Origin of the sequence: Neobacillus sp. SAB-20_R2A (assembly GCF_049568635.1) — a bacterium.
GTDB classification, from domain to species: Bacteria; Bacillota; Bacilli; order Bacillales; family Cytobacillaceae; genus Neobacillus; species Neobacillus citreus.
The window spans coordinates 1698259-1714298 of record NZ_CP145895.1; the positions used below are offsets into that span (position 1 = coordinate 1698259).

The 16040-nt window shown below is 40.1% G+C and carries 16 protein-coding genes; 12 read left to right on the forward strand and 4 right to left on the reverse strand.

Annotated elements, in window-relative coordinates; genetic code table 11:
- Positions 1-11: 11 nt before the first annotated feature.
- The 10 genes from V5M37_RS08460 (at position 12) to V5M37_RS08505 (ending at position 9359) form a co-directional block, all read left to right on the forward strand.
- On the forward strand, positions 12-566 hold the full coding sequence (locus V5M37_RS08460; protein WP_423801572.1) for a glycerol-3-phosphate responsive antiterminator: 555 nt from the start codon (positions 12-14) through the stop codon (positions 564-566).
- Between the two features lie 129 nt (positions 567-695).
- A complete protein-coding gene (gene glpK, locus V5M37_RS08465; protein WP_423801573.1) occupies positions 696-2186 on the forward strand; it encodes a glycerol kinase GlpK in 1491 nt (496 codons plus the stop codon).
- A 181-nt stretch (positions 2187-2367) separates the two neighbouring features.
- On the forward strand, positions 2368-4059 hold the full coding sequence (locus V5M37_RS08470; protein WP_423801574.1) for a glycerol-3-phosphate dehydrogenase/oxidase: 1692 nt from the start codon (positions 2368-2370) through the stop codon (positions 4057-4059).
- 314 nt (positions 4060-4373) lie between these two features.
- Positions 4374-4640, forward strand: a complete 267-nt coding sequence (locus V5M37_RS08475; protein ID WP_213116509.1) for a phosphocarrier protein HPr — start codon at positions 4374-4376, stop codon at positions 4638-4640.
- A complete protein-coding gene (ptsP, locus tag V5M37_RS08480) occupies positions 4640-6352 on the forward strand; it encodes a phosphoenolpyruvate--protein phosphotransferase (RefSeq protein ID WP_423801575.1) in 1713 nt (570 codons plus the stop codon). Before V5M37_RS08475 ends, ptsP begins: the two co-directional genes overlap by 1 nt.
- A gap of 227 nt (positions 6353-6579) precedes the next feature.
- On the forward strand, positions 6580-6726 hold the full coding sequence (locus V5M37_RS08485; protein ID WP_423801576.1) for a hypothetical protein: 147 nt from the start codon (positions 6580-6582) through the stop codon (positions 6724-6726).
- Between the two features lie 190 nt (positions 6727-6916).
- On the forward strand, positions 6917-7552 hold the full coding sequence (locus V5M37_RS08490) for an FMN-dependent NADH-azoreductase (protein WP_423801577.1): 636 nt from the start codon (positions 6917-6919) through the stop codon (positions 7550-7552).
- Between the two features lie 108 nt (positions 7553-7660).
- Positions 7661-8131 (forward strand): hypothetical protein, encoded by a 471-nt coding sequence (locus V5M37_RS08495; protein ID WP_423801578.1) that lies wholly within the window; start codon positions 7661-7663, stop codon positions 8129-8131.
- 91 nt (positions 8132-8222) lie between these two features.
- Entirely contained in the window at positions 8223-9101 is an 879-nt protein-coding gene (locus V5M37_RS08500; protein ID WP_423801579.1) for an NAD(P)-dependent oxidoreductase, read from the forward strand.
- 81 nt (positions 9102-9182) lie between these two features.
- Positions 9183-9359 carry a hypothetical protein gene (locus tag V5M37_RS08505; protein ID WP_213116503.1) on the forward strand — a complete coding sequence of 59 codons (177 nt, stop codon included), beginning with the start codon at positions 9183-9185 and terminating at the stop codon, positions 9357-9359.
- 36 nt (positions 9360-9395) lie between these two features.
- Here V5M37_RS08505 and V5M37_RS08510 read toward each other — a convergent pair whose 3' ends face one another.
- Positions 9396-10544, reverse strand: coding sequence for an aminotransferase A (locus V5M37_RS08510; RefSeq protein WP_423801580.1), 1149 nt, complete (start codon positions 10542-10544; stop codon positions 9396-9398).
- A 115-nt stretch (positions 10545-10659) separates the two neighbouring features.
- Positions 10660-11139 (reverse strand): YkyB family protein, encoded by a 480-nt coding sequence (locus tag V5M37_RS08515; RefSeq protein ID WP_423801581.1) that lies wholly within the window; start codon positions 11137-11139, stop codon positions 10660-10662.
- Between the two features lie 203 nt (positions 11140-11342).
- On the opposite strand from V5M37_RS08515, the gene V5M37_RS08520 reads away from it, so the two are divergent.
- Complete coding sequence (locus tag V5M37_RS08520; protein ID WP_423801582.1) at positions 11343-13445, forward strand: sensor domain-containing protein; 2103 nt, start codon at positions 11343-11345, stop codon at positions 13443-13445.
- Here V5M37_RS08520 and V5M37_RS08525 read toward each other — a convergent pair.
- Positions 13434-14300, reverse strand: coding sequence for a metallophosphoesterase (locus tag V5M37_RS08525; RefSeq protein WP_423801583.1), 867 nt, complete (start codon positions 14298-14300; stop codon positions 13434-13436). The two genes, V5M37_RS08520 and V5M37_RS08525, sit on opposite strands and share 12 nt — an antisense overlap.
- Before the next feature lie 473 nt (positions 14301-14773).
- Between V5M37_RS08525 and V5M37_RS08530 the strand changes: the two genes are divergently transcribed.
- Complete coding sequence (locus V5M37_RS08530; protein ID WP_423801584.1) at positions 14774-15079, forward strand: hypothetical protein; 306 nt, start codon at positions 14774-14776, stop codon at positions 15077-15079.
- Positions 15080-15136: 57 nt separating this feature from the next.
- Here the strand turns inward: V5M37_RS08530 and V5M37_RS08535 are convergent, their stop codons facing one another.
- On the reverse strand, positions 15137-15979 hold the full coding sequence (locus V5M37_RS08535) for a C39 family peptidase (protein ID WP_423801585.1): 843 nt from the start codon (positions 15977-15979) through the stop codon (positions 15137-15139).
- Between the last annotated feature and the right edge of the window lie 61 nt (positions 15980-16040).

The following is a 16040-nucleotide window of genomic DNA, read 5'->3' on the forward strand; positions in this document are numbered from 1 at the left end:
ACTTAAATACGATGAAACAAAAAATCTTGCCGGCCTCTGGAAACATGAAGGAATTTGAACAGTTTTTAAAAAGTCCGTACGAAATTGGGGTTTTTTTAGATATGCATATTGCCCAGCTGAAAAATATTAATCAAATGGCCAACCAATCTCGGAAAAAAATGATCTACCATGTTGACTTAATTCATGGCATTAAAAATGATGAATATGCAACGGAATATATTTGCCAGGAGTTCAAGCCGTACGGACTTATTTCCACAAAGGCTGGAGTGATCCAGAAAGCCAAGCAAAAGGGAGTCATCGCGGTTCAGAGGATTTTTTTAATTGACAGCCACGCCCTTGAAAAAAGCTATAAGCTAATCGAAAAAACCCAGCCGGATTATATTGAAGTTCTTCCAGGGGCAATGCCGTGGATGATTAAAGAAGTGAAAGAACGCATTAATATCCCGATTTTTGCAGGCGGACTAATTCGAACAGCAGATGAGATCGAAAATGCCCTAAATGCAGGCGCCAGTGCAATAACAACCTCAAAAAGAGAACTCTGGAACCTATTTGAAAAAATAGGTTGACACCGTTTTCAGAACTTTATATACTCAATTTAACAAGTTAATATTTTGTGACGGAGATAAGGAGAAACACAGTTGGTCGTTTAATGCGGCTAGTTTGTGGTTCTCCTTTTTTGAATGTGAGGTGTAAGTATGGAAAAGTATATTTTATCGCTAGATCAAGGAACTACAAGTTCCCGTGCAATTCTTTTTAATCAAAGTGGCGAAATAGTCTATTCCGCCCAGAAGGAGTTTTCTCAGTATTTTCCAAAGCCAGGCTGGGTAGAGCACAATCCCAATGAAATATGGGGTTCTATTCTTGCTGTTATAGCTGCTGTCCTCTCGGAATCAGGAGTTAAACCGGAACAGGTTGCCGGAATCGGTATTACCAATCAGCGGGAAACAACTGTTGTCTGGGATAAAGAGACAGGAGTTCCTGTTTATAATGCTATCGTCTGGCAGTCAAGACAAACGAGCGAAATTTGTGAAGAGTTAAAAGAAAAAGGGTATCAGGAAACCTTCCGTAATAAAACAGGTTTGCTGATTGATGCCTATTTTTCAGGAACGAAAGTAAAATGGATTTTAGATAATGTTGAAGGAGCACGGGAAAAAGCGGAAGCAGGGAAATTGCTATTTGGGACAATTGACACTTGGCTGATTTGGAAATTGTCCGGCAGGCGGGCCCATGTGACGGATTATTCCAATGCTTCGCGTACGCTGCTGTTTAACATCTATGAGCTAAAATGGGATGATGAACTATTGGAAATTTTAAGTGTTCCAAAGTCCATGTTGCCCGAGGTTCGCCCATCATCTGAGGTTTATGCCAACACAATTGATTATCACTTTTTTGGCAAGGAAATACCGATTGCTGGTGTCGCAGGCGATCAGCAGGCAGCCTTGTTTGGCCAGGCATGCTTTGAAAAAGGGATGGCCAAAAACACGTATGGCACAGGCTGCTTTATGTTAATGAATACTGGGGAAAAGGCTGTCCGTTCAGACCATGGTCTGCTGACAACGATCGCTTGGGGATTGAATGGCAAGGTTGAATATGCGCTGGAAGGCAGTATCTTTGTTGCTGGGTCGGCGATCCAATGGCTGCGCGATGGGTTAAGGATGTTCAAGGATGCAAAGGATAGCGAGGTTTATGCCGAAAGGGTGGAATCGACTGATGGTGTATATATTGTACCGGCGTTTGTGGGATTAGGAACACCATACTGGGATAGTGAAGTGCGTGGGGCCGTATTTGGCTTGACACGCGGTACAACAAAGGAACATTTTATTAGGGCGACACTTGAATCACTGGCTTACCAAACCAGAGATGTATTATCTGCGATGGAAGCCGATTCAGGTATTGAACTAAAAACCCTGCGCGTTGACGGTGGTGCTGTAAAGAATAACCTCTTAATGAATTTCCAAAGCGATATTCTCAATGTACCGGTTGAAAGACCAGTCATTAATGAAACGACAGCACTTGGAGCAGCCTATTTAGCAGGTCTTGCAGTCGGATTCTGGAAAAGCCAAGAGGAAATTTCAAAACAATGGGCTATCGATAAGCAATTCAATCCAAACATGTCAGACGAAAACCGGACTGGATTGTATGAAGGCTGGAAAAAGGCAGTAAAAGCAGCGATGGTTTTTAAATAATTTACTAACCATTTGAAGAAAATTATGGTATCATTTTATTAAGTTAATAAATTGTCTGGAGAAATTGGAGAGACCACAAAACATTATCAATTCGGTAATGTCTTTTGTGGTCTCTTTTTATTTCCCCTTAAAAAATAATCGCATATTAAATAATAAGGCATTTTAATGGGAGGAATCGACGGTGAAATTCTCAAATTTAAATCGGGTTGGAATTGTAGACAAAATAAAAAGTGAAGTATATGACGTTTTGGTAATTGGCGGAGGCATTACAGGTGCCGGAATCGCATTAGACGCGGCAACTAGAGGGATGAGTACCGCCTTGGTTGAAATGCAGGATTTTGCGGCAGGAACCTCCAGCAGATCAACGAAGCTAGTCCATGGCGGGCTGCGTTATTTAAAACAATTTGAAGTGAAGATGGTGGCTGAAGTTGGAAAGGAAAGGGCCATTGTGTATGAAAATGGACCTCATGTTACGACGCCTGAATGGATGCTCTTGCCCATGCATACAGGCGGTACCTTCGGCCCGTTCAGCACTTCGATTGGACTTCGGGTATATGATTTTTTGGCAGGGGTGAAAAAATCTGAACGCCGCAGCATGTTAACGGCTGAACAAACGCTCGCTAAGGAGCCGCTGGTGAAAAAGGATGGTTTAAAAGGCGGGGGCTATTATGTTGAATATCGTACTGATGATGCTAGACTGACCATTGAAGTAATGAAGGCCGCAGTTGAAAATGGAGCAATAGCCTGCAACTATACAAAGGTAACCAAGCTTATTTATGAAAATGGAAAGGTTGTCGGAGTAATTGTTGAGGATCAGATAACTGGTGACAAATACGAAATTAGGGCGAAAAAAATTGTTAATGCTGCCGGTCCTTGGGTTGATCATATCCGTGAAATGGACAAATCTAAAAAAGGAAAAACACTTCAGCTTTCAAAAGGGGTTCATCTAGTTATCGACCAATCCCGGTTCCCATTAAAGCAAGCAATATATTTTGATACACCAGACGGCCGAATGGTTTTCGCAATTCCGAGAGATGGGAAGGCTTATGTTGGTACGACCGATACTTTTTATAAGGAAGATGCAGTAAATCCACAAATGACAAAATCAGATCGTACCTATATCATTAATGCAATTAATTATATGTTTCCAGACGTAAAGATTACGGAACAGGATATTGAATCCAGCTGGGCTGGTGTACGGCCGCTTATCTATGAGGAAGGAAAGGATCCTTCTGAAATTTCCCGAAAGGATGAAATCTGGGAGTCTAAGTCTGGTTTGATTACGATTGCCGGCGGCAAATTAACGGGGTATCGGAAAATGGCGGATACAGTTGTTGATTTGCTAGTTGATAAATTTCAATCAGAAGAAGGGAGAACTCTTCCTTCATGCCAAACAAGAAACATGCCGATATCAGGAGGGAATGTAGGAGGTTCCGCCAATTTTAATTCCTATGTTTCAAAACAAGTTCAGAACGGGGCAGAGCTAGGGCTGTCCAGCAAAGAAGCTGAAAAATTAGCGAGAATGTACGGTTCAAATATTGACACAGTCTTTAACCTAATAAGAAAGAATAAGGATGACGCAGTAAAATACAAACTGCCTTTGGATTTATTTGCAAAACTAATTTACGCAATTGAGCATGAAATGATTGCTACGCCAATCGACTTCTTAAATCGCCGCACAGGTGCAATATTATTTGATATACAAACAGTTCGGAAATATAAAAAACAAGTAATAAATTATATGTCTGACAAATTTGGCTGGGGTGACAAGGATAAGGCAAAATACTCTTTAGCGGTCGAAGAGGCTTTAGTGTCCGCGGTCATACCGGTCGATGAACCGAGCGATTTTCCCCAAGCAGTGAGCGAAAATTAAATAATTAAGATTTAAAAAAACAAAAGCCGTCCGTTTGGACGGTTTTTAATGTTTTTGACGTTTTTGTGAACGTAAACACAAAATATTTGAATGAATTTAAAGAAAATGCTATTCTACCATTTGTACCATTATTATATAACCTTGATAGATAAATAATCATTACATGTTTGGATAACTTTCAGGGGAAAATAAATTTAAATTCTTTACTTTATTTCTTTAATGTCTTATTTGACTAAAGAAGGTATTTTTGGCTATTTTATGAAAGTGAGCATTAATTTTTATTTATCTACATAAAAAAAGGAGTTTGATTGAAGATGGCAGAAAAACAATTTACAGTAACAGCAGATACAGGAATTCATGCTAGACCAGCAACACTTTTAGTTCAAACAGCTAGCAGATTTGATTCAGAAATCAATCTTGAACATAAAGGCAAAACAGTTAACTTAAAGTCGATTATGGGCGTTATGTCCCTCGGCATTGGCAAGGGAGCCGAAATCAAAATTACAGCAGAAGGCAGCGATGCAAACGACGCATTAAACAGCCTGGAAGAAACATTGAGAAAAGAAGGATTGGCTGAATAATGACTTTTTTACAGGGTATTGCTGCATCAAATGGTATTGCCATTGCGAAGGCATACCGTCTTGTTGAACCAGATTTATCATTTGAACAGAAAAAAGTTGAAGATACTTCATCTGAAGTAGCACGTTTTCGTGATGCCATGGCAAAAGCGAAGTCTGAACTTGAAATCATTCGCGACCGAGCAAAGGTTGACCTTGGCCCTGATAAGGCAGCCATTTTTGAAGCGCATCTCCTTGTTTTAAGTGATCCAGAATTAAATAATCCGATTGAAGATAAGATCGGGTCCGAGAACGTAAATGCAGAAGCAGCCCTTAAAGAAACTGCGGATATGTTTGTAATGATGTTCGAACAAATGGATAATGAATACATGAAGGAGCGTGCTGCGGATATCCGCGACGTGACTAAGCGTGTACTAGCTCATTTGTTAGGCGTGCAGCTGCCAAATCCAAGCATGATTGCGGAAGAAGTCATTATCGTTTCAGAAGATCTGACCCCTTCGGACACAGCACAATTAAACCGACAATTTGTAAAAGGGTTTACAACAAATATTGGCGGACGGACATCCCACTCCGCTATTATGGCGCGCTCACTGGAAATTCCGGCTGTGGTTGGAACTAAGTCAGCTACCGAAGAAATTCAAAATGGCGATTTGGTCATTGTCGATGGGCTAAAGGGTGAAGTACATATTAACCCAACCCCTGAACTCGTGGAGCAGTACAAGAAAGTTCATGAAGACTTCGAAACGCAAAAAGCTGAATGGGCCAAGCTTGTCAACGAGCCTACTGTTTCCGCTGACGGGCATCACGTTGAACTGGCTGCGAACATCGGTACTCCAAAGGATTTAAAAGGAGTCAAAGAAAACGGCGGCGAGGGAGTTGGCCTCTATCGGACTGAATTCCTTTATATGGGCCGAGATCAGCTGCCAACAGAGGAAGAACAGTTCGAGGCATATAAGGCAGTCCTAGAAGGCATGGAAGGAAAGCCAGTTGTAGTTCGGACATTGGACATAGGCGGCGACAAAGAACTTCCATACTTGGAATTACCGAAAGAGATGAATCCATTCTTAGGCTTCCGAGCGATTCGTTTATGTCTGGAAGAGCAAGGGATTTTTCGGACACAGCTTAAGGCATTATTACGCGCAAGTGTATACGGAAACTTGAAAATTATGTTTCCAATGATTGCCACTCTAGATGAATTCAGGGCAGCAAAAGCCATTCTTGAAGAGGAAAAGCAAAAATTAATCTCAGTCGGGCAAAAAGTTGCTGAAAAAATTGAACTTGGTATCATGGTTGAAATTCCATCGACTGCGGTTCTAGCTGATCAATTTGCCAAAGAAGTAGATTTCTTCAGTATTGGTACTAATGATTTGATTCAATATACAATGGCAGCCGACCGCATGAATCAGCGTGTCTCCTATCTATACCAGCCGTATAGCCCATCAATTTTACGATTAGTAAAAATGGTCATCGATGCTGCTCACGCAGAAGGTAAATGGGCGGGTATGTGCGGAGAAATGGCTGGCGACGAAACAGCGATTCCAATTCTACTCGGCCTCGGACTAGATGAATTCTCGATGAGTGCTACTTCTATTCTTAAAGCACGCTCATTAATTAAAAATCTTAAGAAGTCTGACATGGAAGGACTTGCCCAGCAAGTCTTAAACATGCAAACAACAGATCAAGTAATAGAAGCAGTAAACGCTGCTATAAAATAATTTAAAACATGTATATTTTTAAAAGGACTAGCTAAAAAATCAGCTAGTCCTTTTTTACTGTTTTTATTTTCAATTTATTATGTTCTTTCAAATTATTTTCAGTTATAATAATAGTCACAAAGACCCGAACGACATAACTATAGTAAGGTGAAATTCCGCAGGTCTTCTAAGTAATAAGAACTAAAATTGGGTATCTTAAGTGTAAACATTGTAGGGGTGGATAATTTATGGAGCAAAAACCAGTACATTATGATGGCAGTTTTCATCTTGATCAATCAGAGAATGAAGCTGTTGGAAACGAACCTTTTTTAATGACCGATGAAATGAGAAAGAGTATAGGCAAAAATCCTTATTCAATGGAAGTAAATGAATAAAAATTACTATTGGATTTGTCAAAAATGACAAATCCATTTTTTTATCTAAAGCAGAATATTTGATACATATAGGTTTTTATTTTAAAGTTTTCTTGAATTAAAATCATTTCAATCCAAGATATATTTTTTGGTTAAATAAAATGATTTTGATTCACACTAAACATATAATTCAACAAGAAAGGTGACTAATATGGCACAGGTTTTATACATCACAGCACACCCTCATGATGAGACACAATCATACAGTATGGCAGTAGGAAAAGAATTTATAGATACGTACAAACAAGTTAATCCTAATGATGAAGTAATTCATTTGGATTTGTATTCTGAACAGATCCCTCAGATTGATGTGGATGTGTTCAGCGGATGGGGTAAGCTTCGTTCCGGACAATCCTTTGATGAGTTATCAGCGGACGAAAAAGCAAAAGTTGGCCGTTTGAATGAGCTAAGCGAACAATTTATTGCTGCGGATAAATATGTTTTTGTTACTCCTTTATGGAATTTCTCTTTTCCACCGGTAATGAAGGCATATCTTGATTCCGTTGCAGTTGCAGGAAAAACATTCAAATATACGGAACAAGGTCCAATTGGTCTATTAACTGATAAAAAAGCATTGCATATCCAAGCTAGAGGCGGTTTTTATTCTTCCGGTCCTGCTGCAGAAATGGAAATGGGGCACCGTTATATTAGCGTCATGATGAGTTTCTTCGGTGTACCTTCCTTCGAAGGACTGTTTGTGGAAGGTCATAATGCCATGCCTGATAAGGCTCAGGAAATCAAAGAAAAAGCAATTGCGCGCGCAAAAGATTTAGCTCATACATTCTAATACCTAAGTGTGGTAGGGGCAGTTTACTGCCTCTATTTTTATTTCTATCCTTTATGTTTAACACCAAAAAGTTTTGGCGATGGTGGAAGATATAAAGGAGTGGTCAAAATGAATAAAAACATTAAGATTATTTTAGGCCTCTATATCATTTTCGGGTCTGTTTTATTAAGCGGATGTGGAATACTGACTTCTAATGAATTAATTGCAAACCGTTATGCGGATGCTCTATTAACCAAAAATAACGAAATCCAATTTCGCTTTCGAATAAACAATGAAATTTTGGAGGGACACCAATTATATAAGGTGAAAGTAACCATCCACGATGACCGCTTGGCAGCTGCCATCGGCAGGCGGGAAATTGTCTATGGTGAGGAGCAGGTCCTTAACGGAGAATATATAGACGTTAAAGGGAAAAAGGAAAAATATATTTTTATGGACCCGATTCCGCTGCAAAAGGATTTGCATATCCAAGAGCTTCAAAATATGATTGAACAGAATAACGCTGTCTCTATCGAAGTGTTTAATAACAAAAAGGTCTTTGGCAGAGCATTTTTAACAAATTTTTCGTCTGAACTTTAAGACCGGAATAAAAAATTTCGGTCTTTTTTATTACGATAATATTGGCGGAAAATGCTAAAATAAAAGCAAATAGACGAGAGGAGAGATTTTTTTGTTAACACCAGATAATACAGTAATCGGTTTTATTGGAATCGGTGTGATGGGTAAAAGTATGGCAGGTCATTTGCTCGCTGCCGGATTCCCTGTAATGGTTTATTCGAGAACAAAAGACAAAGCTGCAGGGTTAATTGAAAAAGGAGCTTTATGGGCGGAAACCCCGAGGGCCGTTGCTGAAAAGGCAAACGTGGTCATTACGATGGTAGGGTACCCAAACGATGTTGAGGAGGTCTATTTGGGTGAAAACGGATTAATTCCAAATGGAATGCCGGGCAGCTATTATATTGATATGACGACTTCTTCACCTTCTCTGGCTGAAAAAATATACAATGAGGCTAAAAAAAGAGATATCCATGCGATTGATGCTCCTGTTTCCGGCGGTGATATCGGTGCTAGGGATGCAAAGCTCTCCATTATGATTGGCGGAGACTACGATGCCTTTGAAGCCGTTTACCCGCTATTAAAATTGTTGGGAACCAATATTGTTTACCAAGGACAGGCAGGAGCAGGACAGCATACCAAGATGTGCAACCAAATTGCGATTGCTTCTAATATGGTAGGTGTCTGTGAAGCCATTATTTATGCAGAAAAGGCAGGACTTGATCCTGAAACTGTTTTAAAAAGTATCACAGCAGGTGCTGCTGGAAGCTGGTCATTGAGCAATCTGGCGCCGAGAATGTTAAAAGGGGACTTTGAGCCTGGATTTTACATAAAGCATTTTATTAAGGATATGAAAATAGCCTTGGATGAGGCTGAACGTATGGATATGGAAGTGCCAGGATTGGCTTTGGCAAAATCCATGTATGATAAACTGGCTTCGCTGGGTGAAGAAAACAGCGGTACTCAAGCTTTATATAAGTACTGGAAAAAGTAGCGGACCGGCCACAAACTGCCAGGCATAAATACCTCCTGCCTACATGAAACTATTCTAGAAACTAAAATAGGAGGAATGTTTATGGCAAAGCGAACAAAGAAAAACGACCCGCAGCAAAAAAACAAAAAAGGTTTTGATTCTGCAGTATTAAATGAAGAATTTGCCCACGAAATGGGCTCTGCCGATACGAATAAAATTCATCATGATAAGGCAAAAAAGGTAAAAGCTGCGAAAAATAACGGAAAATATAAGGGTTGAATCCCTAAAAAAGTAAAAGAGGCTGATTGGCCTCTTTTACTTTTTTAGGAACTGTTCGATTCGATTTAGTCCTTCTTCAAGCGTGCCCATTGAGCAGGCAAAGGATAAACGGAAATATCCTTCTCCGTATTCAGAAAAAGCACTGCCGGGTACTACTGCTACCTTTGCGTCATTCACAAGTTTAACCGCAAAATCAAAGCTATTCAAAGCAATCGAGCTTGGAATTTTTATAAAGAAGTAAAAGGCCCCGTCTGGCTTGACCACTTCAAAACCCATTGTCTCAAGGCGCTGATAGACATAATCACGACGCTTTTCATATTCCTTTTTCATGGAAAGGGCATCATCAATCCCTGCTGTAAGCGCCTCATATGCTGCTTTTTGAGCAATGGAATTTGCACAGGATACATTATATTGATGAACCTTTAAGATATGCTTGGCAATACTTTCGGGAGCAAACAAAAAGCCGATTCGCCAGCCCGTCATTGAATGGGACTTGGATAATCCGTTAATGACGATTGTTTGTTCTTTAAGAAAGCTTGCGATGGAATAGTGCGTCTGGTTATAGGAAAGCTCGCTGTATATTTCGTCGGCAAGAACGAAAATATCTTTATCGCTTAAATAATCCGCTATTTCTCGTAGCTCTCCTTCGTTTAAACTTACTCCGGTAGGATTTGATGGATAAGGGAGGACGATGCAGCGAGTCTTTTCTGTTATGTATGGTTTTATCATATCCAGCGTGAAGCGAAACTGATTTTCGCGAATATCGCAATAGACCGGCTGTGCCCCCATCATTCGAATCACTGGTTCGTAACCAGGGTATATCGGTCCGGGTAAAATAACCTCGGTGCCTTCCGTTAAGATGGTCCTTAAAGCAATATCAATTGCTTCACTAGCTCCCATTGTGACGATTACTTCCGATTCCGGCTGATAGTCCAAATGATACTTCTTCTTTACAAATTCACATGCAGCCTTTCTTAATTCTATTGTGCCGGCATTATGTGTATAAGAGGTAAAATTATCAGTAATTGCTTCGATACCCGCCTTTTTTACATGCTCCGGGGTAGGAAAATCAGGCTGCCCGATTGTTAAGGAAATCACGTCCTCAACATGGGAAACCATATTGGAAAACCTTCGAATCCCTGAAATTTCAATGTTTTTTACACGTTCATTAAGTAAATGCTCCAAAATTGTCCGTCCTTCCCGAGATAAAATCTTTTGCTTAATTATAGAATACTTACAAGAGATGTTTCTACTATTTAGAACAAATGAAAAAGGCCGGATAAGTCCGGCTTTTAAACCACTATGAATATCTTTCACCCAATTTTTTAAAGATCGGTTTTTGATAGGTCCGTGGCCTTTTTCTCGGGCTGCCTGGCGGAGGATCTAACTCGGTTATGCCTGTATAGGCCTGCAGCAGGGCTTTTGCTGCATTAAGGGATAGTACTGCCTTTGGATTTCGGATATGTCCGTCCAATTTTCCTAAATGAGGAAGATCCATAAAGTCACTCTTAGTAGGCGGAATGTGAAATAGGTAATTTCCGCATTCTACTAAAACATCGGATTGCTGCTGACTATTTCTGGGATGTTCGGAAAAGTGAAGACCGACTTTCTTTGCTTTTCCTTCTTCAATCAATTTCTTTAATGATTCTTGTTTTAGTTTATACAAAAACTTGGGATTTGGCGCTGTCTTTGCATGCCGATTCACGATAAAGACAGCTTGTGAGAGGTTTTCGATGGTTAGGTTTACTTTTTTATGGGGGGATTTCTGGTCGGGATTCAAAATCATATCTCCTTTCTTTTTTAGACAATAATATTATACCGTTTTTTTAAGGAAAATAGAAATACAATAAGTAAAAGAGGAAAAACTTTCGTAGAATAGTCATTATTTTCTATAAATTACTTCCAATCAAATTATTTCGTTGTAAAATAAATTTAGAAATATGGATAAGGAAAAAATTTTATTTTGTTCGTGAGGATGATGAAATGACCCAATTCAATCAGTTTTTTATAAGTGAAATTGAATCCGGGAAAGCCGGGCCTAAAATACAGGAAATCATCTTCGATATTATTTTTCAATATATACAGGATATGGTATTTGTCGTCAAAGTGGAAGAAGGCCCAAGCTTTCGATACCTGTTTATCAATGAGGCGGGAATGAGAAAGGCAAACTTAAATGTGGAGGCGATAGGGAGGTCTTTTCAGGATGTTCTGCCAGAGGCTTTTGCCAAATCGCTTCAGCGAATGTATGAGAAGCTATTGAAAAAAAGGGAAATCATTACTTTTGAAGATGTATTTTATGGAGATAACGGGAAGGAGGTTTACGGGGAATCCATCTTAACTCCAATTTATGATGAGGATAACGCCATCTGTTATATTGTTGCAGTTACAAGGGATATTACCGAATGGTCCCTTGAGAGAAAAAGAATCGCCGAAAGTGAGCAGCGTTATCGGTCTATAGTTGACCATAACTTGGATGCAATTATTATCATTAGCCCGGAAGGAAAAATAATCGAAGCAAACCCGGCTGCTGCTGTTTTGACGGGGTCATTGGAAAGGCATCTGTCAAATCGGTCGATTTATGATTTAATTGATGACCATGATTTGGAAAGGTTTAAAGGTCTTATCGAAGAGACGTGTTCCGGTTTTTCTCTTGAGTCACTGGATTGTAAAATTTTGAACAATAAAGGGAAACGGCTCATTGTACATATAAAAACAGTACCAATTGTCGTATACGGGGAAATAAACGGGGTCTACATAATTTTAAGGGATTTGTCAGAGCAGGCAAAAAACATGGAAATGATAAAATTCATGGCATTTCATGATCAATTGACAGGATTATATAACCGTCGGGCCCTGCTAGAACATTTAAATGAACGTATCCCGGCTGACCATCATCTGGCAGAAGAGTTCGCCTTAATCTCAATTGACTTGGACAGATTTAAATATTTGAACGATACGCTTGGACATTTGGCTGGTGATGAAATTTTAAAGCAGGTTTCCAACCGGTTATTACAATTCCAGAATGAATGCTGTTTTATTTACCGGGTTGGCGGGGATGAGTTTACTATTCTATTGCTTAACACAAATCGCTCCGGGGCTAATTTTTTTGTAGGAAAGCTGCTTACTTCCTTTTCTCGATCCTTTTATTTTAATTCCCATGAGTATTTTATCTCTCCAAGCATTGGAATCAGCATGTACCCGAATGATGGGAAGGATGCAGAAATGTTAATTAAGAATGCAGATGAGGCGCTTTTTCGCGTTAAGGAGAGAGGCCGGGCCCATTACCAATTTTATCGATCAGATATGAATTCGTTATTTACCAATATTGTAACTCTGGAAACTCATCTAAGAAGAGCGATAGACAGGGGCGAGCTTACATTGTATTATCAGCCCCAAATAGATGTCCGGACCGGGAAAGCTGCATCTTTTGAGGCGCTTCTGCGCTGGAAGAATACAGAATTCGGCTGGATTTCCCCAGGGGTTTTTATTCCAATCGCTGAAGATACAGGCCTTATTGTTTCCATAGGGAATTGGGTAATAGAAAATGCCTGTAAACAGATTAAAAGCTGGAATGATAAAGGGATCATGGGTATACGGATTGCCATAAATATTTCACCGAAACAATTTCAACAGCCTAATTTGGTTTCTTTTATTCAATCGATGATTAATAAATATTCAATTCAGCCTACGTCATTAGAAATTGAAATTACTGAAGGCATTATGCGGGACATGAAGGAAACAATCCCCCTGCTAAGAAAGCTAAAAGACTTGGGGCTTTTAATTTCAGTTGATGATTTTGGAACAGAGTATTCATCGTTAAACTATTTGAAAAGGTTCCCGATTGATTGTCTGAAAATCGACCAATCGTTCATCAAGGAGATATTAGACGATGATAAGGATGCGGCAATCACATCGACCATTATCCACCTGGGCAGAAGCCTGGGCCTTGAAGTGATTGCCGAGGGCGTTGAGAGGAAAGAACAGGCTGAATTTTTGATTCAGGCAGGCTGCCACAAAATTCAAGGCTTTTATTATTCAGAGCCGATCCCGCCAGCCTTGCTGGAAGAGCGTTTTTTAACTTTTTAAAGTAAACACTGTAAGCTCTGGCTTGGCCATAAATCGGAAAGGCAGGCGTGTCGTTCCGATTCCCCTATTTACGTAAAGATTTAGCTCATGGCCGCCGCGGACAATGTAATGGCCTTCCTGATAAATCTTTGCAAAAGGCGGTATAACAAGAGCGCCGATAAACGGAAGTTTAACCTGACCGCCGTGACTGTGTCCGCTCAGCTGCCAGTCGATGGGGTATGAACTTGCCGTATCGGCCATATCTGGCGCGTGTGATAATAATATTTTAAAACAGTTATTTGGCACATTTTTTATCGCTGTCGTTATATCAGGTCTGCCTAACATGCGGTCATCAATCCCAAGCAGGCTGATAAAACTGTTATCCGCTAAGGTAACTGAAACTGCCGAATTTAACAGGATAGTAAAACCCGCTGTGTTCATAATTTCCCGATATATTTCTGAGCCATAACCGCCATGATCATGGTTCCCGTATATACAATACTTTCCTAATGGCGCATGCAATTTCTTTAGAATTGGCGCGAGCAGATTCGTTTCCAAATATTTATTTGGCTCGTCCATTAAATCGCCCGTAAAAACAATAATGTCTGGCTGGAGGTCATTGATGGTATCAACTAAACCTGTAAACTTATCCAAGGTATATTGAAAACCAAGATGGGTGTCGCTGAATTGGACTATTTTTACTCCATTAAAGCTGCTGGGAATTCGTTCATGGATGATTTCCAATTGTTTAATTTCAAGAAGAGATGGTTCAATTCGATTTGCATAATAATATCCCCCTGCCCCCATTCCGAGGACAGTTAGCAGGGAACCAAATGTTCTTTTAATAAACGTCCTCCGAGTTAAATTTTGAAACATTTATATTACCAGCCTATTTTTTTTATTAGAGTCCCTTATGTATTTTCAGAAAAAATAAAGCTTATTGCAAGAATAAAGGCTCATGTTAGTGTTTATTCTGAAAAATCAAAAAAGATACCAATAAAAAGCAGCCTAATGAAATAACCGTGTCTAACTTTTAGGGGTCACTTCAGACGACTGCTTTTTGTTTTGTCTAAATCTATATGCTGTCTCTGCAACTAGGCCTGCTGATTTCCACTCCGGGCACTCGCTTTCCGCGGGGAGGTCCTGGAGCCTCCTCGGCGCTAGGGCGCCTGCGGGGTCTCCAGTGACCTCTATATCCCGCAGGAGTCGAGTGCCCTCCGCTCCAATCAACAGGGAGGCAAATCAACTAAAGTATAGCAACACACAATTCCCAGCCTTGCTAGTGTGTTACAATCTTTTTAATATTTTGGCTGGCTGCAGTAAGAATTCATGGGGAACAATTCATTCAATTGAAACAAATTCACATTCACTTTGGCAATTCAATTTTGGCTAAAACATTGAATTCACCACTTATTTTATTTTTATTGTATTTGAAGGTCTTTATTGTAAAACACCTGTTGATTGGCGCGGAAGGCACGAAGACTCCTGCGGGAGTACGGGGCAGGGGAGACCCCGCAGGAGCGAAGCGACGAGGAGGCTCCGCGGCACGCCCGCGGAAAGCGAAGTGCCAGGAGTGCCAATCAACAGACTTGTTGAAAAGGTTAAACATTAATAATATTGAAACAATCGGTGTATCATTAAAAAAGGAAAAATAAAAGGCTATCGAAAGTTTTTCAACAGCATGAGCAGCCTGGGTGGCTGCTCTTTGTCGTTTATTTGTAGCTGACGGCACGATTTTCTAGGGCATTCCATGAAGCGATAAATTGATTTTTGTTTACTTTGACTTGTTTTTTTCCTGAAAGTGGATCATTCAGATATACATGACCCTCGTCATAGCCGACGAGCAAGACGACGTGTAAATCAAGCGGTGTTTTTATAGATTCTTTTCCATGATTCCATGCTTCCCACCGATCTGGTAGCCGGTAATCACCTGTTGTCCAGATCACGACAGGAAACCCACTTGAAACATGTTCCAATATTTTTTCAAATGGCTGCTTGGTCAAATTAACGGCTCTACCCGGCAACTTTTGATTTATTAAATCAATCATTGGCTGCTCAAAAGCAGCATACCCCGGTTGTTTGCCGGTCATATCACCAACAAATCCGTGATCGGGATTCCCCCAATGCAAGAAATCACCTTTTGGTGATTTGATGAGCGGGTCGGGATCTTTTCTTATCAGCCGGTACAACTCCATTTTGTTTGTTTGAACCCCGGCGTAGCTTAGCATCATCGCAAGGCTAGTCACTTCACATCCGTTTCTAAGCTCAGGGGTTTGCCTGATTATGATAACGTCCAATAAAGTGGAATCCTTCTTTACAAAGGGCTTTGCTGTTTCCTCTTCTTGGCTAATATTTATGATCTGACTGTTTAGGTCATTTAAATTATAGGAGCGATTATCTTCTTTTGTAGAAGCAACGTTCTTGGGTTTTTCATCCTCAATGATCGGAGGCTCTTGCTTAATATTGTTTTGCTTAGAACTCACTTCGTTATTTTCATCAGCATGGCCGCACCCAAGCAATGGAAGGATTAAAGCGAACAGACTTAGCTTTTTCACATCCTTACCTCCTCTTTTGAAGAGCTAAGAATATTGTTTGATTGTTTCTTTAGAGTTATAA